This is a genomic window from Marinomonas sp. ATLA20 (assembly GCF_057180105.1).
The window spans coordinates 279,113-302,876 of record NZ_JBXUKU010000004.1 but is presented as its reverse complement, the minus strand read 5'-3'; the positions used below and the strand labels follow the sequence as shown (position 1 = coordinate 302,876).

General features: G+C 43.7%; 10 protein-coding genes. 4 read left to right on the top strand and 6 right to left on the bottom strand.

Annotated features, from left to right (window positions below; translation table 11 throughout):
• Positions 1–192 precede the first annotated feature (192 nt).
• The gene (locus AC2A4J_RS09360) at positions 193–1,182 is read left to right on the top strand and encodes a 2-hydroxyacid dehydrogenase (RefSeq protein ID WP_484175804.1); all 990 of its coding nucleotides are present in this window, start codon (positions 193–195) and stop codon (positions 1,180–1,182) included.
• A 35-nt stretch (positions 1,183–1,217) separates the two neighbouring features.
• Here the strand turns inward: AC2A4J_RS09360 and AC2A4J_RS09355 are convergent, their stop codons facing one another.
• The 5 genes from AC2A4J_RS09355 to AC2A4J_RS09335 all read right to left on the bottom strand — a co-directional run bounded on the left by AC2A4J_RS09355 (position 1,218) and on the right by AC2A4J_RS09335 (position 19,719).
• On the bottom strand, positions 1,218–2,429 hold the full coding sequence (locus AC2A4J_RS09355; RefSeq protein ID WP_484175803.1) for a beta-barrel domain-containing protein: 1,212 nt from the start codon (positions 2,427–2,429) through the stop codon (positions 1,218–1,220).
• Positions 2,419–4,596 carry an ATP-binding cassette domain-containing protein gene (locus AC2A4J_RS09350; RefSeq protein WP_484175802.1) on the bottom strand — a complete coding sequence of 726 codons (2,178 nt, stop codon included), beginning with the start codon at positions 4,594–4,596 and terminating at the stop codon, positions 2,419–2,421. Before AC2A4J_RS09350 ends, AC2A4J_RS09355 begins: the two co-directional genes overlap by 11 nt.
• A 23-nt stretch (positions 4,597–4,619) precedes the next feature.
• Positions 4,620–5,840 (bottom strand): TolC family protein, encoded by a 1,221-nt coding sequence (locus tag AC2A4J_RS09345; RefSeq protein WP_484175801.1) that lies wholly within the window; start codon positions 5,838–5,840, stop codon positions 4,620–4,622.
• A gap of 62 nt (positions 5,841–5,902) precedes the next feature.
• On the bottom strand, positions 5,903–8,035 hold the full coding sequence (locus AC2A4J_RS09340; protein WP_484175800.1) for a tetratricopeptide repeat-containing sulfotransferase family protein: 2,133 nt from the start codon (positions 8,033–8,035) through the stop codon (positions 5,903–5,905).
• An 83-nt stretch (positions 8,036–8,118) separates the two neighbouring features.
• Entirely contained in the window at positions 8,119–19,719 is an 11,601-nt protein-coding gene (locus AC2A4J_RS09335) for a beta strand repeat-containing protein (protein ID WP_484175799.1), read from the bottom strand.
• A gap of 142 nt (positions 19,720–19,861) precedes the next feature.
• Here AC2A4J_RS09335 and AC2A4J_RS09330 point away from each other — a divergent pair, with 142 nt between their 5' ends.
• Positions 19,862–20,983 carry a LuxR family transcriptional regulator gene (locus AC2A4J_RS09330; RefSeq protein WP_484175798.1) on the top strand — a complete coding sequence of 374 codons (1,122 nt, stop codon included), beginning with the start codon at positions 19,862–19,864 and terminating at the stop codon, positions 20,981–20,983.
• Between the two features lie 102 nt (positions 20,984–21,085).
• On the top strand, positions 21,086–21,940 hold the full coding sequence (locus AC2A4J_RS09325; protein ID WP_484175797.1) for an inositol monophosphatase family protein: 855 nt from the start codon (positions 21,086–21,088) through the stop codon (positions 21,938–21,940).
• 104 nt (positions 21,941–22,044) lie between these two features.
• Here the strand turns inward: AC2A4J_RS09325 and AC2A4J_RS09320 are convergent, their stop codons facing one another.
• The gene (locus tag AC2A4J_RS09320) at positions 22,045–22,977 is read right to left on the bottom strand and encodes a LysR family transcriptional regulator (protein WP_484175796.1); all 933 of its coding nucleotides are present in this window, start codon (positions 22,975–22,977) and stop codon (positions 22,045–22,047) included.
• Positions 22,978–23,119: 142 nt separating this feature from the next.
• Here AC2A4J_RS09320 and maiA point away from each other — a divergent pair, with 142 nt between their 5' ends.
• Positions 23,120–23,761: a maleylacetoacetate isomerase gene (gene maiA / locus AC2A4J_RS09315; protein WP_484175795.1), complete on the top strand. Its 642-nt coding sequence runs from the start codon at positions 23,120–23,122 to the stop codon at positions 23,759–23,761.
• Positions 23,762–23,764: the final 3 nt, after the last annotated feature.

Genomic DNA, 23,764 nt, shown 5'->3' with positions numbered 1-23,764 from the left:
GAGTCATAAAAAACAAAGAAATTACATAACGTTACGTATGGTAAAATCACTCTCGACGTTTCACCTGAACACTACTATTTAACATTCCATAACCTTGTCCTGTATCAACAGAACAGTCACAACCTGAGCGTTTATCTTCTTTTTAGGCTATAAATACATTATTTTCCGATCAAAACGACAGGATCACGTTTTATGAAAGTCGCTGTTTTCTCATGCAAACCTTACGACAAAAGAACACTAGCCACCTTCGCCAATGAGAAAGCATTATCAATGAGCTACTTTGAAAGTCGGCTTAGCATGGAAACCATTAGCCTAGTACAAGGATTTGATGCCGTCTCATGCTTCGTTAACGATGATGTTAATGCCGAGGTCATTCATCTTTTAAAGCAACAAGGTGTAAAAACCATCGCCCTGCGGTGTGCTGGCTTCAATAACGTCGATCTAGACGCTGCAAAAAAAGAAGGCATAAAAGTATTTCACGTTCCCGACTACAGCCCGACTTCGGTTGCCGAACACGCTGTTGCTCTCATCATGACATTAAACCGCAAAACTCATCGAGCTTATCATCGCGTCAAAGAAGGCAACTTTGCACTTGAAGGATTGATGGGCTTTAACCTAGAGGGAAAAACCGTTGGCTGCATTGGCACAGGGCGAATTGGCGCGGCGTTTTGTCGCATCATGAAAGGCTTCGGCTGCAAAGTGTTATGTTATGACCTATATCCGTCACAAGCGCTCATCGACCAAGGTTGCCAATACCTCACACTCGATGAAATCTACCAACAAAGCGATATTATTAGCCTGCACTGCCCTTTAAACGAATCGACTCATCACCTAATCAACAAGCACAGCCTAGAAAAAATGAAAGACGGCGTGATGATCATCAACACCAGTCGCGGCGCACTCGTCCACGCTCAAGAAGCTATAGACGCCCTGTACAGCGGTAAAATTGGTTATCTAGGTTTGGATGTTTACGAGCAAGAAAACAAAATCTTCTTTGAAGACATGTCATCTCACATCATCCAAGACAGCGTCTTCCAACTCATGCTCACCTTCCCTAACGTCGTCGTCACCGGTCACCAAGGCTACTTCACCATTGAAGCACTTAACCATATAGCCGAAACCACCGTCGACAACTTACTGCATCACCAAAGCGACAGCAGTGGAACAAGGCAGCTGGCGTAAGCTTAAGGAAAACAGCAACCTACAAAAAATGTCTGTTACTTCTCTCCAAAAGCTTGGCTCAGTGTTTTACGAAGGGGTTTCAGCAAATAATCCATAACCGTTCGTTTATCCGTTTTAATCGATACCTGAGCCGTCATACCAGGCAGCATCTCTACTTTTCGGCCTATGGTGGTCGTTATTGGCAACTGCAGTGGAATGACATGAACACGGTAATAAATCTCTTCGCCTTGAGAAGACTCTTCCTTAAGAGTATCAGCGCTCACATAGATAACTTTAGCTTCCACACCGCCATAAATAGTGTAATCAAAAGGGTCGAGACGAATATTGGCGTCCATGCCTTTTTTCACCCTTGCAATATCTGCTGGTCGAATTTTCGCCTCTACAATTAGGTCATCATCAATAGGGATGATCTGCATGATTTCTTCGCCTGCACGTAAAACACCACCAACAGTAGTGACACTTACGTTTTTGACAATACCGGGGACTTTAGCAATAAAAACACTGTCTTGAAGCTCTTGCTGCTTTCTCGCTAGAATTTGTTCACTTTGCCCTAGGTCATCCTCAACTTTTGCTAATTCAGCACTGGCTTCTTCCAGGAATTGATTTTTTCGATTAATTAATTTTGCTTCTGCCGCATTTAGCGCTTCTCTTGCTTTGAGCATTTCACTACTGCTGACGTCGCCAGATGCTTGAAGATGTTTAACAATATCTTGTTCTTCCTGTGCGAGTGATACTGATACCTGCAGAGTTCTAAGCTCTTCTTTAATGCCTGTTTTACGTTGTTCAAAAAGTGCTTTCTCTACTTGCGCTATGTCTTGATAACGGCTCATCATATCCTGAGAAAAATTGAGCTTCGCCTCTCCAAGAATTTCCGCCCGCAATCGAATAGCCTTGGCCTTTAATGCAAAAACACGGGATTCTATTTCTCCTACTGAAGCGCTTAGACGCGTCTGATCAAGCTGCCCTAGAATTTGTCCGGCTTGAACTCGATCGCCTTCCCGAACATTTAGCTCAGAAATAACACCACCATCAACAGATTGAATCAACTGTACTCGACTACTGGCAATCACTTCACCTTGCGCTTGCGCCACTTCATCAATGTAAAAATGCTCCGCCCAAATCACAAACGCCACCAAAGCAATGAAAATTGGCCAAACAATCAAAGAGCGCTTTTTTTTATGATAACCAAACATCGCCGTCTCACTTTGGCCATTTTCGGTATTAGAAATAACGGCATTAGATGGCATTGAAGCCTCGCTTAATTCGAGATTGAGCTTCTTTAGGAGTAACTTGCTTAGTGCTATTCATCATTGATGGAAAAACAGCGGTAGGTGCACCGTCGCGGATCACTTTACCCTGCTGCATCACCAAAACTCGGTTTGCAATATGCGCGGCAAGCATCGGACGATGAGTTGATACAATTAGAATATCGTCAGGTTTAATGCGTTTTTCCAGAACCTCCCAAACACGTTTTTCACTTTCAGCATCTAAGGATGCTGTTGGCTCGTCCAGAAGCCAAACAGTTGGTTTTGCAGTGATAGTACGTGATAAAGCAACCAATTGGCGCTGCCCACCAGACAAGCCTTCACCGCCTTCAGAAATGTCTAACTCCATTCCTTTTGGGCTACTCTGAGCAATGGCATCGACACCTAGCTCAGTGGCAACTTGCATCATTTCTGTGTCACTCACAGTTCCAGATAATGTTAAATTACTTTTTAAAGTGCCTTTGAACAAATGCACATTTTGAGGCAAATAGCTGATGTGCGACGTCACGAACTGCGGATCTATTTCCCATAAATCCAACGCACCCAGTTTAATTCGCCCCTCAGTTGGCCGATACAATCCAGCCAGCACCTTAAGCAACGTAGATTTTCCGCAACCAATTGGACCAACCAGTAACACGCGATCTCCGGCATTGAAAGTAAGCAGCTCTATGTCCAAATGTTTCACTGGCGAATCGCCATAAACAAATCGTACTTGCTCAGCCGATACTGAACTAATATGTTGCTCGCCAACCAAAAGATGCTGAGAAGGTTTTCGCTCTAAATCCAATGCGAGCAGTTGATCTACCATGGTCAAAGATTGCGAAACCGACTGCCATTGCACTAGGTATTGCACACCTTGCGCTACCGGGTTGATAACACGCCCACCTAAAATACTACAGGCAATCATGCCGCCCATTGTCAAATTACCCGCTTCAATTTGAAATACACCAACCACTACCGCAGACACATAGGCAATGGTCGATAAACTTCCAGTCGTAGCGGTACTGACTTGACTAATGGTTTTTTGATGAACTTGATAACCTGCCAGTGATTGGGTAATTTGCTCCCATTCGCTAGAAAAGCGCCAACCAGCATTGTTAGCTCGAATGGTTTCAGACCCTCGGATCACGTCTATTAACAAACCCTGCCGTTCATTAGAACGCAGTATTTGTTTTTTAATTAAAGTTCTTAGACGGATCTGTGTGACCACGCCTAAGAGTATTGCTAAGGGGAATAGCAATGCGTACACCCAACTCACAACACCACCAATTACTGCAATAAAGGCGATGAACATGAGGGCAAAAGGCAAATCTATCAGGCCAAACACGATACCTGATGTGAAAAATTGTCGGACGGATTCTAGGCCATTGACTTGAGCATTGAGAGTGCCAAGGCTATTCGGTTGTTTATCCAGGCGAAGATGAAGCAAATGATGAAAAACTTGTTTAGACAAACGCATGTCTACATCTGCCGCTAAACTATCCAGTACCTTGGCACGAATGCCTTTAAGCATCCAATCAAGTAATACGATCCCCAACATTCCTACAACTAAGGTCGCAAGCGTTGAATAAGCTAACGTCGGCACGACTCGATCATAAACTTGCAAGGCAAATAGTGACGTGGCAATGGCAAGCAAATTGATTACCACCGTGGCGGCTAACACATTACCTAGCCAAAGCTTGTCTTGAAATAAGGCGCTAAGAATCAATTTTCGAGCAGTAGGAACATCTTGACCTTCACTTCCCTCTCCACGATCAGGCTTAGTACGTTGCAACCATAATACCGATGACTCTGTCAGCTCCTCACTAGACACCTCTTGCGCCGATGTACCCTCTCCTTGTTCAAGCAATACGCTATCCGCTTGCTGGTCATTTTTAGCCAACCACCATTGCCCATCATATTGCACCAGCGCTGGCAGTTGTCGACGATCAAAACGACGCCATGCCACCATGCCGCCTTTCACACCTTTGATATTAAAGTCATGCAAGATTGCTTGAATCTGATCTAATAATGCCAAAGACACGATATCTTGACGCTGCATTGCAATATCGACATCACCAAGGGAAACACCAATTCTCAAAACCTTAAATAGGTTATGTAGAGCTCCACTTGTTAGTACACATTTTTGTTCAATAGGTTGATCGCTCACCTAAACCACCTTTTAATACAGCGTCATTGGACAACTAAATTGGAGAACGGCACAGCATCTAAACCGCCAGTTAATGCGACTAAGCTTAGCAAATTAATTAATAAACTATTTTTTGCTTTTGACTGAGAAATTTTTTGTTCCGTTATTTCTCGCTGTACATTCAGTACGTCAAGCCACTCTTTACGCCCGCTTTGATATTGTCTTTGGTAAGAAGCTAAAGTGGCATTCAAGGTATCAATGGAAGATTGGTGTATATCAATCAATGACTGTTGAGTTTTTCGATTCAATAACAAAGTGTTAAGACGATTTCTTAAATCAAACTGAGTCACTTCCACATCTCTCTGGGCGGCATGAAGCTGAGATGCCGAAGACTGCTCTTGATACATATTAATTAATCCCATTCCTTCCAAAGAGCCTTCCATCACTAAGGTTAGGCGAGACTCATCAGGATAAGTGGCGCTATCGCTGTATTCATGAGAAAACTTAACATACAAAGTCGGCATAAAGTTTGATCGCTTACGATGTACATCTTTTAATGCCAGATCCACTAGTTGTTCTTTATATTGCACTTCGGCACTTTGTTTTAAAATTATCTCCCTCATAGCGGTATCATCAGATAAATACTGGAATACATCGCTCGATATAGGATGGACTGATTCAATCGGTAACTGTGTTAACGTCTGCAAAACCATTAAGGCGTCTCTTAAATCACCTTGAGTTTGAATTTCTTGAGCTTGGGCTTGAATTAACCGAGATGCGGCTAACTGGGTATCCGTTTCCGACGCTAACCGCCCTATTTTTCTGCGCTCTACCTGCTCTACAAACTCCTGATACTTAAGAATATTCTCTTTAATAATATGCAGCTGATCTTGCACTCCAATAACTTTGGCGTAAGCAATCGCAGTATCTTCCAACAGTTGGCGAGTTAATCTTAGTTTATCAATGGATTCTGCTGTGACATCAATATTGGCATAGTCAATACCCGCATCAATTCGTCCAAATGCCCATAAAGGTTGTTTCAAGATAAAAGCCCCTTCTTGGTTATTGTCTCTATCTTCACCGTAAGAGACATTCAAACTTGGATAACGCTCAGCTTCAGCACTTTTAAGTAGAAATTCTTTAGATTCGATCTGAGCCTGCTTGCCAAGTAGCGCAGGATGGCGCTCTAACATAGCGTTTAGCGCTTTTGCAAAACTCGTACTGCCATCACTTTTACTCATTGCAGCGGAAGAAAATGCCACCATTAACAAACCAAAAATTATTTTTATAAATTTTGAATGTTTTATAATCGATAAAATACATCGCATCATTTTACTTCCATAGAAAACTCTGAGCTTTTCAATTTAAATCGCTCCTCAGTAGATTCTTGAGACTCTAAAAGTTGTGTTGCTCTCATTAAGTTTATCTGCCATTGCTGACGCTTCCATGGAGCAAGATCAATCGCCCTATTCAAATATTCTACACCCAACAAGATTAAACCATTGCGGACATAAATTTCCCCTAATAAATAATGAGCAGGTGCAAAATCAGGCAAATGGTGTAATAAAACTTTGCATTGATACTCTGATTCTCGATAAGCGCCTTGTGTATAATGCTCATAAGCTAAAGCCAACATATTAGGCTCAGGTAAAGTCCCCATGTCATCAACAGCTAATGGAGATTTTTTACTCATAGCTCGTAATAGAAAAGTTAATTCCTGCTTATGATTAGACCATTTTATGGAAGCGTCTTCAGGGGCATATTGCGCAACCTTTTTTACCATTTGATCTATATTACTCGGCACGGGTAAATTCAGAAAATCAAACAGTCGAGATGCGACAAGATTACCTTTCAAAGTAAGTTCTTCAAACGATACCTCTAATATTGAATCTGCAAAAAGGCTTTTCCAATGCGACATTAAAACGTTGTATTGCGCCAACTGTTGACCTACAAGAGATGCCGTACCAGTAAATTCCGTATCGCCAGAAGTCTCTGCATTCTGAATTGTATGTGGCTCTAGCCAATGGGCGACTCGAGAAGACAAGGCGAGCGCTCTTGGATCACGGCGAACGGATATGATTTTTGCATTCGGAAAGACGCTTTTTATCAGACCGATATGACAAATGTTATGGATACTTTTATCTATCACCACTGGCGCATCAGAGACTTTGCCGTAATAAAGTGAATGCAGATCCTGTGCTATGTCACCCAATTGCTCAAGGCTCAGCGTATCAACAAGATCTGGATAATAGCGACTAGAGCCTTTTTTTCTATGCTGGTAATTTAACGCTTCCACCAATACTGGAAAATGGGAAGAAGCCCCAAGTGATGCCACTTGATCACTGCACACTAATATTTGTTCGACAAGAGATAACCCAGAAAATGATATACCAACGATAAATGCAGGATGGAATTCTTCAACAGCAGCATATTGTTGTTCAATATGTGAAAAACGAGTAGATAAAAAGCCTCGACTAAAACGAGTCCTTATTCTGGCGCTGTCTTTAAAGTCCACAATAGGAAGAACACCGACACCTTGTTCAAAGACCCAGCGCTCATTGTGATTAAGAATTCGAGCATCATACTGAGTTTGATAATATTGCCCATCAACTATTCGATTTTGATTGTAAGCAAAAATAGCTAATTGCCGATAAAACTCAGCATCATGAGGATACTGCTTGACCGCATTTAGTAAAGCTACCTCGGCAACAAATGGCTTTCCATATTGAAAAAGGCATTCTGCATAACAAAGCACATAGTCGCGGTGATAATCGCTCTCACCCAAGCAAGCGTTTAACCAAGCTTCCGCCTCTGCAAACTTGCTCTCCAACACCCAACATTCTAAGCGTACCGCGCCTAGCTGGCGAATTAAGCTTTCACATCGTTGGGCTGTATAGTTATTTTGCGATTCAGTAAATAGCGCTTCGGCTCGCGCTAAATGAGACCAAACTAGATCAAGAGTGTCGGTTATATCAGAGTATAAGCATTCGCTATTGTCGGATTGGTTTGCTAATAACAACAAACATAGGTTCACCCATATTTCTACTTTGCTAGGGTCATGTTCAATAGAGCGAGTATATAGCTGATAAGCGCCTCGACTATCGTCTTGCATTAATCGGCAGTAAGCTTTTCTCGCCAAATTAAGCCCGTTAGATGGCACTAGTTCTAATAAACTATCCAGAGTCAGTTCTGCGGATTCGTAATCAGATATAGCAATATACACAGCACTTATATCTTGCTGTTCAACAAAAGTAAGCGGCTCAGATATCGCTGTTTCTAGTATACAAGACAGCATTTTAAGCGCTGATTCAGATTCATTTAAATGCGCAAAAGATAAGGCCAAAAAGATTTGTACAGGACGAGAGTCGACCTGTACTAGCAGTTCACGACAGGCTTGCTGCAGCGCAGAATATTCTTGCTGCTCCGCCATTTCGCGAAGTAAAGTAAGTTTAGAATCCATAAATGATCACACCAAAATGGAACTTAACCCAACACTCTTCCATGAGTGTCATCATTAAGTCCACTTTGATCACTCCTTTTTATCTAAACATCTGGCGTTTCAGTGGCGGTGACTTGGGACAGAGACAATCCTAGATCTGGATTTGACGCCCATGCGTTCTCCCAAAGATCGGCCGTTTCTGCCGCGATCGTGAATTCACCGTCACTGTTTAAAGTGACCGTGTTATCAGCCGTCGTCCAAACAATATTGTCGACGGTATCGGCCGTGAAACTCGTCACTGTATCATCACTCACCAAAGTGATTCGGTCATCGCCGCCAAGATTATCGGCTCCGGACCATCCCTCTCCTTCATTGAGAGTCAAACTAGAACCATCACCCACATTGATGTAAATATCGTAGGTTTCATCTACGTCAAACACCCGCCCATCAAGGTCAGTCGATTCACCTGTGGTTAGGTCAAACACCACGGTTTCCGCCACCACAATACCTACATCATTGACGTTCACATTACCCGCCAGATCCGTTACTAACATATAGTAGGTTCCGCCTTCGAGACCGTCTGTCGAGACGCTAGTTTCAACGCCTGCCGTCACTTCAACACTGTTCCAGTAAGATGGATCCGCGTTCAATACGGTATCAAACAATCCGTCATACCATTGATCGTAGTCAGACAAGAAATCCGATGCAAACAGACTGCTGTTGACCAAATAGGCAAAGCCATCTTCATTGCTTTCTACTGGAATATCACCGTCCGAGTAAACCGTCGATTGATTTGCCAAGGTGCCGTCTGCGTTGAATTTCTGAGAATACACATCTATGAAGGTTTCGGAATCATCATAGGTATCACCGATCCATGTCACTATGTATTCCCCGCCGCTTAGTTCAATAATAGAAGGCGTTCTGTCAAAAGAGCCAAACGGATCGGCTTCCAATAAAACCGTGTCCCCCATCGCTTCACCATCCACATTGTACAACTGAACACTGACGCCCCAGCCGTCTTGGTTGGTTTGATTCCAAGCAACAACAAACGCACCTTCGTCTCCGACCGACTCAACTGTAAAGCGAGGATTGCTATCCGCAGAAAGACCAACATCATCCAGATTTACAACATCCCCATCCGCCGTTACAAACTTGGCATAATACTCTCTATCGCCTGAGTCAGCATACTCCACACGACCTGATAGTACATATGCACCCTGCTCACCAACCGGCATAATGTCAGCGATTCGAACCGAGATCTCTTCCTCTTCACCAATGCTTTCAAAAGGCGCAATCGCTTCACCGGACAAGGTGCCATCGCTGGTATTAATCGTTTGCAGGTAGGTTATATTTGATCCTGGGCCACCAGTTTCTCTATCTCTCTCGGTCCAAACAACAACGACTTTATCTCCGCCGATCCACTCAACCGCTGAGCGAGAGTGATGCATTCCTAGATTTAGACCGCCAGTAGCAATCTCTATACTTTCGCCTTGGTACGCACCTTCAGCAGTAAATACCTGAGCAAATACAACCGGATACCTTTCATAGTTATCGTCATCTACATAGCTGTCATATTGATATGCAGAAGTCACCACAACATAAGAGCCGGTATCGCCAATAGCCACTGCGCCTTCATACTCAAAATAATTACTTGGGCTATCTTGAAGTGTTGGCAAGGATTCACCTATAGCTTCACCTGCAGCCGAGTACAACTGGACATCTTTCTTGCCAACGACAATAAAACTTCCGTCTTCGCCTACTGCTTTAACGTGGGCTTGATATTCGTCACCAGTGTCATCTGAGTTTGTAATTTCAACAATTACCTCGCCATCCGCATTCATTAGTGTCGCGGTTAACATTCTGACACTTTGGTCTTCATCATAATAATTGTCGGTCACCACGAAGTTACCTTCACTGCCAACAGGAAGGATAAAAGAATCTGTAAATTGCCCGTAATAACCCACGTAGTTTTCTAAACTTTGCAGGTCGCCAACCGCACCATTTTCATCGAAGATTTGGTAGTAATAATCAGAGATATCGGACTCGTCGTCGTACTGTTCCCAGGTCACCACAAAAGACCCAGTGTCTGCTAATGGTATCGCCGCCATCAGATCCAGATATTCGGTGATGTTCTCATGCTCTATTCGCATGTAGTCTGAAGTGGGTTCACCATTTGCATCCAACATTTGAACCACTAACTGAGAATTAACGTCTTCGGACTCTGAATTGAGGTACCACATAGACACGTACGTTCCAGTGTCACCAAGCTGAATGCTTCTTTGTTCATCCAAACTGGCAACTGTGGCGTCGCCTAAGCCACCATCCAGCTTATCAAAGCCAGACTCTTCAATAATGTCATCGTAAGGTGATTCATTACTTGCCAAAACACGGTCATAGGGGCTGTCTTCATCGGTAATAATGACCTGATCATTGGTCGCAATGGCGCTGACTTCGCCCGTTGATCTGATTTGTCGAACTTGGATATCGTCAATGGCGTATTCCTCGTCATAATCTAAATCGATAAAACGACCATCGGCATCAGCCCAAGCGACCTCAGTGAAAGTTTCGCCACCATCAATAGAATAGTTCCAACGTACGGTATCTTCTAACAGGTCAAAACCAATAGCAAAGTCCACATATTCATCATCACCATAATCCAGTATCAATTCGGACTCATTGCCCTCTGCGTCATATTGATAGGCTTCAAAATCACTAATGGCGAATTCAACCTCACCAAGCAACACATAGGCACCTGAACCAAACTGCCAAGTCTCACCACCATTTAAGGAGTACTCAAACGCCACTGCATCATCAGATAACTGTACGTTCAAGGAACCTTCACTGGTTACGCCATCACTGTCGGAAAAGCCTGAGTCTTCAAATAATTCGAAGCTTGGTGCTTCATAGGCGTCACCAGTCACCACTTGTTGTTGGTACACAAATTCAGCTTCATTGCTTGCAATATCTTCAACATAGACAACAATATCGCCTGCGTTATAAGTGGTGTTCGGTGCTAATGTAAAGCTATCGCCAACGCCTTGAGTCCAGTTGTTTTCATCTTCTCCTCCACCAACAAGGGAGTAATACCATTCATTTTGATCATCATCTAATGTCACCAAAACTGAGTTGCCGACGACTTCAATTTGAGGGTCAGAAATGATGTTATCTGTGACAACATAGCCATCCGAGTTAGTGGCAATCTCGCTGACATTACCATCAGTGTCATACTGTCTAATCTGGATATCGTAGTAATTGAAGGTGGTATTTTCTGTCAGATTAAAAGACGTTCCTTCCCCTTCTGTCCAGGTTGAACCATGATCTAGAGAATATTCCCAACGCACAGCGTCATCCGTTAAGGTGACATTGACCTGCGTATCATTGGTGATTTCATCGTCATCGTACGTTCCAGTGTCTTCATTTAATTCAACGTCTGGTTCAGCGAGTAACTCAGTACTGATCGTAACAACCGTTGTGTTTAGCGTAATATTGCCAGCAACATCCGTGGCGTACACAACATATTGACCAGCAGGAAGTCCATCTGTACTCAAAGCATGGTCAGTATCTGCACCAACTTCGACACTGCTCCAGCTGCCTTCTTCTAACGCTAAAATATCTGACAATGTCGTAATGGAGGCGGAGTCTGAAAGACTAACAAGGTAAGCTGCCCCAGCTTCAGCCACCGATACTGGTAAATCATCTCCCTGTTCAATATCTATTGGTGTAATCGATGTGCCATCTGCATTGAACATTTGTAAATGATGGGTGGTTTCATTAACCCAACTCGCGCTGTCGTCATCATAGTAACCATTGTATTCGACCCAAGAGATAAAGAAGTCACCGTCACTGTTTAGCTGTGTCCACACAACGTCATTGATGTTGCCAGTGAATTCAATCTTCTCTGTTTTTTCTGTGCCATCTGGGTTGTAAATTTGCACCCAAGAATCCGCTTCCCATGTTTCGTCGTCGTGACCTTCTTTAAAGATCAACACATCCTTATTATCATTCAGCACACGAATGTCAAAATAAGCCCATTCGTCGTTTTCTTCGCTAACTGCAATTTCTGTAACGTCATTACCATCAACGAAATACACACCACCAGCAATAAAGTCATCGCCCTCGCCTGTTTCGGCATAATAGTCGGCTGTAATGAAATACCCTTCGTCTGTTTCAGCACTGACAGATTCGATAAACAAGTCATAATCTTTATCAGCATCAAATTCGAATGGCAAGGCAATCGGATCGTTTTGCGGCGTTCCATCCGCCATAAAGGATTGGGTGTAAATAACGGGCTCATCCGCCTCATTCACACCAATCCAAGTGACAGCAAAATCATTGTCTGAATTTAGTACGGCAATGCCTACTTCCAAGTCCACTAAATCGCTGAATTCACTCAGGTCCACTCGCGCACCTAAGCTGCCATTGTCATTGACCAATTGCAGACTCATGGTCATGTCTTGCTCGTTAATCATCAAGGCAATAAAGGCACCATCTTCGCCAAGTAGACGCATACCATCGCTGTATTCACCCGCTTCTGGGTTCAGTACAATGGTTGAGCCGATTGGAGTCCCATCCGATGAATAAGTCTGTGCTTTGACAATGGCAGAGGCATCCTCAAAGCTAACCACTTCATTCCATAACACTATGAACTCGCCATTATTTCCTGTCGGAAGTACACTCGCGACGACGCTAGTTTCGAACGTTAGCAACGCCCCCTCTTCCCCTGTTGTCGCATCAAACAACTGCAAATAAGCAACTGTGTCATCGGCTGTATCCTCAGTCCAAGACTGTATAAATTGGTCTGTATCCGCTAACGATATAATTTGCGAGTCTCTGATCCATTCATCTGTTGCCGTGGTTTGCTGGAAATCACCAACAGGTCGTCCATCGGCATCAAACATCTGAAAATACAGATTCGTCTCATCGTAATAGTCTTCGTCCTCGTTATAGGTTTCGCCAACCCATGTGATGACAACGGCACCATCAGCACCCACAGGAGTAATGTCTTCGATGCTGTAATAATGATATTCTGCACTTTCTATAGGAATAGAGACCGCAAACGGCAAGCTCATTTCTGAACCATCGGCGTTATACCGTTGAACCATCAATAAAGTGTCACCTGCATCTTCGTCATCTTTGATCCAAGAAACCACAAAATCGCCATTCTCACCAAGACGATACCGCTCTACGTCATAGTGCTTGTCATCTCCTTCAGCGATAACCGTATCAATACTGCTATCCGATGCGAGATAAATGTCTCCTTCCAATTGAGATTCTGTGTCTGTCGTTACATCACTGTCATTACTGAAGATCGCACTTTCATTGTCATCAGCGTCAAACTGCTTTACCTGAATGCTTTCTGCCGCATAGGTCGTATTCGCATCCAGCTCAAAACTGCTTCCTTCTCCATCAACCCAAGTCGCTCCGCCATCCAGACTGTATTGCCAGCTGGTTGCATTCACATCCACAGTAACATTCATGATGAGACTGCTAGTGATGTTGTCACTGTCTGACAAACCAGTATCTTCAGCTAATACCACTTCTGGAGCAGGTAAAGAGTCGGACTCAAACACCACTTCGTTGCTAGCTGCCACACTAACATTACCTGCAAGGTCTAATTGGCGAACTTGAATTTGACCAATTTCATAGGTTTGTAAAGTGCCCATTTCGAAACTGGTGCCAGAACCTACTACCCACGTAACGCCGCTGTCTAATGAGTATTCCCAGCTAACAGCATCATCAGACAAGGTCACATCAATAGTGGTATCGCTAGTAATAAAGTCACTATCCGAGTCGCCCGTGTCAGCATGCAGAGCAAAACTTGGCGTTGCAGGTGCAATAGAATCTGTCACTATCTCTGAATCGTTAGACCCAACGACCGACTCATTTCCCGCCGCATCTACTTGCTTCACTTGGATGTCACCAATAGCGTAAGTGGTATTGTCAGCAAGCGAGAAGCTTGATCCCATACCCTCAGCCCATGTTTCTCCAGCATCTAAACTGTACGACCAGCTTTGTGTGCTTGTCTCGCCATTAGAATCAAAATTCACTAGGACATCATTGGTGACACCATCTGAATCACTCAATCCAGAATCTAGATTTAAGGCGAAGGTCGGTGTGATTGCAGAAGTGTCTATTTCAATAGTCGCTTCGTTCAAGGCTGAAGCACTAACATTCCCCGCCGCGTCTAATTGTTGAACTTGAATATCGCCTACGGCATAGGTGGTATTAGCAGCCAATTCAAAGCTCGTTCCAGTCCCCTCTTGCCAAGTCAAACCGGTGTCCGTGCTGTACTGCCAGCTGACAGCGTCTTCCGATAACTCAACATTAATAAGCAAATCATTGGTAATATTATCGACTGCGCTAGAACCTGAATCGCTGTTTAAGCTAAAGGAAGGTGCATCCAGAGGCAGCGTATCAGTCGTGATCGCACTGCTATTTTGATAGACAAGACTCTCATTGCCTGCCAAATCAGTTTGTTTAACTTGAATTGAACCAGCGCCGTATGTGGTGTTCGCATCCAGTTCAAAACTTGTAGCTTCGCCATCCAACCAGTTTGCGCCATTATCTAAGCTGTATTGCCAGGTCGCTACGTCTTCGGCCGGATCCACATTGATAACCAAATAATTGGTAATGCCATCAGAAGCAGAACTTCCCGTATCCGCATTTAAGTCAAACTCAGGTGCATCGACTAAAGAGTCAATAATAACCGTGTCATCATTGACTGCGTAAGCGCTGGTATTGCCTTCCGCGTCTGTCTGAGTAACCACAATTCGCCCAATATCGTAGGTAGTGTTGCCCATTAACTCAAAGCTGGTCGTTGAAATGCCTTGATCTGCTGACCAAGTCTCACCACCATCTAGGCTGTAATTCCAGCTCACTGCTCCTTCGTCGCCTTCCAGTAAAATGACGTTCACCGTCGTTGCGGATGTGATGAAATCTTCATCCGAAACACCAGTATCAGAAGCCAATTCAAAGCTTGGTGGATCAATCGCTACATCCGTTTCTAAAGATTCATTAATGGCTGTATCACTGACGTTGCCTGCGATATCGGTCTGACGAACTTGAATGGCATTGGCGCCATAAGAGGTTAACGGCTCTAAACTGAAGCGTTCACCGGAACCCTCATTCCACGTTGCACCACCATCAAGACTGTATTCCCATGAAGCAACATCGTCTGCTAGCGTCACGGTCACTGTGGTGCTAGTCAGCTCATTTGAAGTAAGAGAAAAAGTCAGCTCTGGTTCAGAGACAAGGCTGTCTGTGGTAACGGCTTGATCACTGTTCGAATCCACAGCACTCACATTGCCCGCTGCGTCATATTGGCGAATTTGCAAATCACCCGCTTGATATGTGGTATTATCCGCTAACTCAAAAGTGGTTACGGTAGAGGCCTGTGATGCTGACCAGGTAACACCGCCATCCATGCTGTACTGCCAACTTGCGGCATTTTCGTTCAAGGTCACATCAATGGTCGTGTCGCTAGTGATAAAGTCACTGTCAGAGTCGCCCGTGTCAGCATGCAAGACAAAACTTGGCGCATCCAATGGGATAGAATCGGTCACAATTACCGAATCATTAGAACCAGCCAGCGATTCATTACCCGCCGTATCAACTTGCTTCACTTGAATGGCGCCAATTGCATAGGTGGTATTGTCGGCAAGTGAGAAACTGGAGCCTGTTCCCTCTATCCAGGTCGAGCCATTATCTAAGCTATAAGACCAGCTTTGTGCGCTTGTCTCGCCATTAGAATCAAAATTCACTACGACATCATTAGTGACGCCATCTGAATCACTCAAACCAGAATCTAGGTTTAAGGCAAAAGTAGGTGTGATTGCAGAAGTATCTATTTCAATCGTATCTTCGTTACTGGCAGAAGCACTTATATTACCTGCTACATCTATTTGTTGAACCTGAATATCTCCTGCCAAATAAGACGTATCCGCAGCCAATTCAAAGCTCGTTTCTGTGCCATCTTGCCAAGTCAAACCGGCGTCAGTACTATATTGCCAAGCAACGGCGTCTTCAGAGAGCACCACATTTATTGTCGGATCATTGGTAATATTATCGACGGCGCTGGATCCTGAGTCGCTATTCAGGCTAAAGGTTGGCGCATCCAGAGGCAGCGTATCAGTCGTAATAGTGCTGCTATTTTGATAGGCAAGACTTTCATTACCGGCTAAATCGATTTGTTTAACTTGAATAGCGCCCGCTGCATAGGACGTGTTTGCATCCAGTTCAAAACTTGTAGCTTCGCCATCCAACCAGTTTGCGCCATTATCTAAACTGTATTGCCACGTCGAAACGTCATCGGCCAGATCCACATTGATAACTAAATCATTGGTAATGCCATCAGAAACGGAACTTCCCGTATCCGCATTTAAGCCAAACTCAGGTGCATCGACTAAAGAGTCGACGATTACAGCGCTGTCATTCGCCGCGAAGGCACTGGTGTTGCCTTCGGCATCAGTTTGGGTGACTAAAATGTCACCTGATTGGTAAGTGGTATTCTCTGCTAGATCAAAGCTGGTTGTTGAAATGTCTTGATCAGCGGACCAAGTTTCCCCGCCATCTACACTGTAGTTCCAGCTAACGGCACCTTCATCACCTCCCAGTAAAGTGACGTTCACGGTCGCAGACGATGTGATGAAATCTTCATCCGAAACACCCGTATCAGAAGCTAATTCAAAACTTGGCGGATCAATCGCTACATCCGTTTCTAAAGATTCATTAATGGCTATATCACTGACGTTGCCTGCGATATCGGTCTGACGAACTTGAATGGCATTGGCGTCATAAGAGGTTAACGGCTCTAAACTGAAGCGTTCACCGGACCCCTCATTCCACGTTGCACCACCATCAAGACTGTATTCCCATGAAGCAACATCGTCTGCTAGCGTCACGGTCACTGTGGTGCTAGTCAGCTCATTTGAAGTAAGAGAAAAAGTCAGCTCTGGTTCAGAGACAAGGCTGTCTGTGGTAACGGCTTGATCACTGTTCGAATCCACAGCACTCACATTGCCCGCTGCGTCATATTGGCGAATTTGCAAATCACCCGCTTGATATGTGGTATTATCCGCTAACTCAAAAGTGGTTACGGAAGCCGCTTGAGAAGCTGACCAAGTTGTACCGCCATCTAAACTGTATTGCCAGCTAACGGCATCGTCGGCTAAGGTAACATCGACTGTGGTGTCGTTCGTTATGCCATCTTCGTCGCTTGCGCCTGTATCATCGTGCAATGAAGCGCTTGGTGCATCTGGCGAGATGGTGTCTGTGGTAATCACCATGCTATTAGATTTAGGCTCAATAGTAACGTTACCAGCCACATCGGTTTGGCGAACTTGAATGCTGCCAATCGCATAAGTTTGGTTTTCGGCCAATTCGAAGCTGGTTCCAGATCCTTTAACCCAATTCGCCCCGCTATCAACGCTGTATTCCCAACTTTCTGTGTCTTTGGCTAACTTCACTCGATAAGTCGTGTCATTGGTAATGCCGTCACTTTGGCTCTGGCCGCTGTCGGTTGCAAGAAAGATAACGGGGGTTGTTGCTGTGGTATCTGTGACAACCTTAGACGACAAAGCAGACAGCTCTTCATTGCCTTCCGTATCAATCTGCTTCACTTGAATGGTGTCGGCTTGATAGGTTTTGTTGGCGGTCAATTCAAACGAAGTGCCCGTTCCATCCGTCCATGTAGAGCCTGCGTTTAAACTGTACTGCCAAGAGGCTAAATCAACGCCTTCGTCAAAAGTTACAGAAACCGTTGTGTTGCTGGTGATGCCGTCACTATCACTGCTTCCCGTATCAGTGACACTTAGATCCGGTGCAAGCGTTTCTAGCGTTTCGATCACAGAAGTATTGCTGGTAACCTCACTTTCATTACCCGCTTTATCAATCTGCTTAACCTGTATGTCTCCCGCCGCATAAGTGGTTTCACTTTTTAATTCAAAGCTGGCCCCTGATGTTCGCGAGATCCAAGTTGATCCGCCATCCAAAGAATACTGCCAATTGGTGACACCATCCGCCAGAGTCACGTCGACGGTTGTATCACTGGTAATGCCATCACTGTCAGACTCTCCAGTGTCTTGATGCAATTTAAAAGTGGGGGCTCCTGGCGCAGTAGTGTCGACTTTGATAGTCGTGGTTGAATCAACCTCATTCACCGTCACCACGACATCGTAATTGCCGTCCGCTGCTGAAAACCAATCACTAGAAATAGGAACATAGGCATAGCCATCAGCAACATCACCCGCTAACACAGTGTAATCTGTGGTGTTTTCGCCAACAGTCAAGGTCACTACGCCATCAGCGGATACTCCTTTAATTTTAACCTCTATCGTGGAATCTATTTTCTCGGCATTGATTGCTTTTAATACATTGCCATCACCATCCACTAATACCGGTACGCTACTAAAGGTAAAGGTCGTTGAAATGGCGTTATCTCGACCCGTTGGGCCATCGTTAAAGGCTTCTAGGCCTTTAGTCAAAATATCCGCCACTTCAGACGTGAGTTTTAATGGAGCATCTGTATCGCTATTTGCTTCTTTTAGTGAGTCCGCGATGGTAGCAATGGTTTCCGCAGCACTAGCATTACCTGCTTCAGAATCAGCACCAGACAGAATCGCCAAAGCTTGACCGTATTTGATGGATGCCTCATCGGCAGAGCTGGTGTCTTCGGTCACTACCGCTGGCTTGTCTAGAATGTCATCTAGCCCAAACAAGGTTGCTACCTTACTGTTAACGGCGACATTATCCTCTGTCACAGCACGATTTTCAGACGTTACGCCTGCAATCTGTGTAGCTAATTCGGTAAGTGGCGTTACGCTGATGGCTTTATCTGTTGAGCCATCCGTCGTTGTCATGGCTCGTAAGGAGGTACCTAAGCTTTTTGCTTCGCCGGTTGTTTCATCAGTGTAGTCCGTTGCCGTGTCGTTAATATCTATAATTTCTACAAGCATCGGCCCGGAATAACTGCCGGTATAAACATAATCTCCGGTAGAGTAATCGTGTTCCACAGAGCTGATTAAGTTACCTGAAGCGTCATATAGATCGATTTGCACCGTAGAAAAGAAAATACCAGCGGCGCTGGAAATAGTAGTTGATGACGACGCGGATCCACTAGAACTAGACCCACCACCTGAACCACCGCCTCCAGCTAAAGCTCCTAAGCCTAATGCTGCTGCAGCGTACCACCCCCATCCCATTTCACCTTCCACGCCTTGATTATCTGGCACTGGCTGTTCTTCGGGTTGCTCTTTTAGATTGGCGTCCATCGCTCCACCTTGAGCTATGCTGTCTTCCTGAGGACGCATATCGGAAGGAAGCGTTGCATCAATCTCGCCTTCCTTATCGTCTAGGGTCACAACCGTATCTATTTCAGCATCCCAAACTGGACTATCAAGGCTAGCGCTATCTTCCTGTGCAGCAATAAAATCTGTTGCAGATAAATGTGCTCCAAACTCATCAAAAGAAACGTCTTTTCCTTCCTCAAAGTAATCATTAATAACCAACAATACTTCACCGTTAACAATCACCTGCAAAGCTTCATTTTCTTTTTGTAGAACAACGCCCTCTGGGTATATTCCAGTAGCAGAATCTACTAGAGAGTAAGCAGCACCCGATTCAGCCGTGATACTAAGATCTCCAACTAACTCCATTTGCTGTGGTTGAACGCCAGATGACTTTTTAATGATTAAAATTGAGTTTTTCATGGGCACACCTAATGTAAGGAAATGTTAATTTTTTTTTCACTTTATTAACACAATTACACTAATATAGGAGCAATCTAAATTTCCGTCATACCACATATAGGGTATATTCACTAAATCGATACGAATTTACCAAGGTAAATATATGGGAAAGTATCCACTAATGGATCTGGTCAACCTTATCTACGATCGTGGCTTTGAGCATAAGGATTGGAACAGTGTATTAGAAAACCTTTGCTCTTTAATTAAGACTAGAAGTGCTGGATTATTTTTCATCGATTTCAAAAATCAGACTTACCGTGTACTTGGTGAATATGGTCTTCCTTCAGACTTTTCACCTATTTACCAACAACAACTCGGAGTTCAAGACGCCACAGCAACAGTAATGAAAACACTTCCTGAAGGTACTGCTCTTGGAGCAATAGACTACAAAATAGCGAAAACTAAATACCCAGACTTTTACCAGAACCTACTTTTACCCAATGACGTAGGCTTTATAAGCGCTTTAAACATTTGCAACAATGAAAAATACTTTGTTGGCCTTGGCATTCATCGAAGAATGAATGAGTCACAACTGAACGATGATGAACTTGAAGTTCTGAGACAACTGTATCCTCATTTCAAAAGAGTATTTAACTTTTCAGATATACTAGAGAAATTACAAGAAAAGGAAGAAATACTAAGTTCGGCATTAGAAAAAATTCCACTTGGACTAATTGCTGTAGACTCAACAATGAAGATTCATTTTGTTAATGATGTAGCGCAATTAATAGTCCAGCAGAAACTAGGCGTTACTATTGAAAATGATCATTTACACATAGAAAACCACTCAGATCGCAGCTTAATAAAGTCAGCCATTATAAAAATACTAAATGGAGACACTAACGCACGTGTCGTAAGAATAGATAACGACTTCGAGAAAGAACCACTATCCATCACTGTAACTCACTCAAAAAAAACCGATGTCGATGTATTCCCTACCAACAGTCAGTCTAACATTTCACTAATATATCTATCGCATTCTGACCTTTGCTCTTACATATCCCCTGAAACACTTCAGAATGTGTTTAAACTGACCAAATCAGAAGCTCAATTAGCTTTAGCATTAACCAATGGCTTAACTTTACAAAGTTATGCAGATTTTAAACACTTAAGCATTCAAACGGTTAGAAGCCAATTAAAAGTTATTTTCAATAAGGTACAAGTTAAGTCTCAGGCAGAACTAGTCCGGAAATTGATCACAAGCTCTATCAATCTGGTATCTTGATAGACAACTGTTTGAAAAATAATCCTCTAGACAATAAACCATTCGTCACGCTGATCGCGTATAATTTCTGACCACTGGAAAATACAAAAGGAGTGACGAAAGATGAACCTCGATAAACCAACTCAAGCAAGACTAATAAACATTGTCCGTCGAGCAGGCCAAGAGATCGTTATGCCAAACTTTCGTCAACTTAGCGCTGCCGACGTAGAGACCAAAAGCAGCTTAACGGACCTTGTTACCATTGCCGATAAAGCCAGTGAAGCTTTTATCACAGAAGAAATTCAGGCCGCTTTTCCAGATTGGGAAATCGTCGGCGAAGAAGCCGTCGCAGAAGACTCATCCACAACAGACAAAATTGCCACCGCCGACACCTGTGTCATCATCGACCCAATCGATGGCACATGGAACTACGCCCATGGATTGTCAGAATTTGGCATCATACTCGCCGTCGCTGTAAAAGGAATTACGCGCTTTGGCTTACTTTACGACCCAGTCAACGACGACTGGTTGTATGCAAACCTAGGCGAAGGCGCCTTTTTCCAACGCACCGCTATGGACGAAAAAGGCAAACATCAAACGCCTAAGCAATCGCCACTGGCTCTCGCTTTCACCGCTGAACCAGACCTAGATAAACTCATCGGCATCATGTCGGTTAACTCGTATACCGGCCAGAAAAAACAAGATTTCGCCCTTAAAGCGAGCCGCTTTGTTCGCATTAACAACTTGCCTTCTTGCCCTGCTTATCGACAAATCGCCCAAGGTCACTTTCACTTCAGCCTCACCTACAAAATGCTGCCATGGGATCACGCCGCAGGCGTACTGGTTCACACCGAAGCGGGCGGCATATGCCGAACACTCGACGGCCAAGAATACAACCCAGCCATGCTAGACGGCGAAATGCTCGCCGCTCAATCAGAACAACAATGGCAGGAATTGGCAGAGTGGTTTAGAACTTAGAAGATACTCTACACTCTAAATAGTCTGGGAAGTCCAGTCTGCTATTAAAAAATACCTCAGTAGAACCATCAACTTTCTAATCAGCACAAAGTTGTAAATTAATGTCATGCCTGATTATTTTTTACAACTTCAGCTTCATCCCGAAAACAGTCTAGCAATACATTTAAAACAGGATCATTTTCAGAAGTGTCCCGCCAACACATGCCAACAGCTCCCCCTGAGTTTTCTAAAGTTATATCTAAAGGTGCAATAAGGCCGCTATCGGCAAAGTGTGTTGCTACACGTTCCGAACTAATTGAAATCATATCGCTATTTTTAATCAACCATATATTTGCAACCTGAGAGGAGGATTCTATACGTAGAGGAGCAGGCTTCAACCCGTCGGCAGTAAGCGCGTGGTCGAGCTTGGACCGAATAGGCGTATCTTTAGGCCATATGATCCACTCATATAAATAAAGGTCAGACCACTTTAGGCCTTTTCGCCCGACAAGAGGATGATCAGGACGAGCAACTACAGCTAATTTTTCACTATACAAAATAGTACTAACAAGTGGGTCTCTCGGGCGGTAGTTATCCATTCGACCAACAACCAAATCTAGTTTTCCAAGTTCTAATCTCTCAAGCATCTCATTCATAGTCCCCTCTTGAATACTCAGTGTAACATTCGGGTATTTTTCTAAAAATGTTAATAGTGCCGCAGGTACAAAACTCGGTGCTGTCGCAGGTGATGTCCCTACGTAAATAATTCTTGCCCCTCCCTGAATGATCGATGCAATATTTTCCTGAGCACGATCACTTTCGGAAAGCATTCGATGCGCATATTGAATCAAAAGATCTCCTATTACTGTTGGCCTTAACCCTCTTGCATGACGATCAAACAAAGGCGCGCCAATATCCTCTTCTAACTCTTTTAGCCATTTAGACAAACCAGGCTGCGTAGTATGAGTAATTCTAGCTGTATCACTCAAACTCCCACTTTCAGATAGTTCTATTAATAACTTTAAGTGTTTTATACGTAATTTTCGGGTCCAGCTCATAGCTTATCTCTTCTTTAGGCTTCATAGGTATATAAAAAAAGTTATACGCTTATCATAAAGTATCATTATTCATATAAGCCTACATATTGAATAATCAAAAAAATGATAAATACAGCAGCTTGCAGTGAACCGGAGCCATAAAATGCAATTACTAAGTTTCTTCAACAGTTCAACTTCTTATCGAGTTCGTATCGCTTTAGCGCTAAAAGGTATCGAATACAGCTACAATGGAGTCAATATTCGTTTGGGAGATCAAACCTCTACTTCTCACATACAAGTAAACCCAGCCAAAGGTGTACCAGTATTAATAACTGAAGACGGTACAGCTCTTAGTCAATCATTAGCAATCATTGACTATTTAGAGAAAGACTTCCCAAAATCGTCATTACTACCAAGCAACGGGTTAACACGCGCCCGTATAATGGAATTTGCCAATCTTATAGCATGCGATATACATCCTGTTAACAATCTTCGCGTACTTAAATATTTAACTCAAAACTTTAATGTCAGCGAAGAAGAAAAGAAAACTTGGTACAAACACTGGGTAGATGAAGGTCTTACTGCGGCTGAAACCTTACTAAACAAATACGGTAGTGGACCTTATTGTTTCGGTGAAACACCAACTTTGGCAGACATTTGCCTTGTACCTCAGATCGCAAATGCCCAGCGCTTTGGGTGTGAACTAGAGCCATATAAGCAATTAATGAAAGTTTATCAGCACTGTATAGTGCAGCCTGCATTCATCGCAGCAGAACCAACCAATCAACCAGATTTTATCAACTAAAAC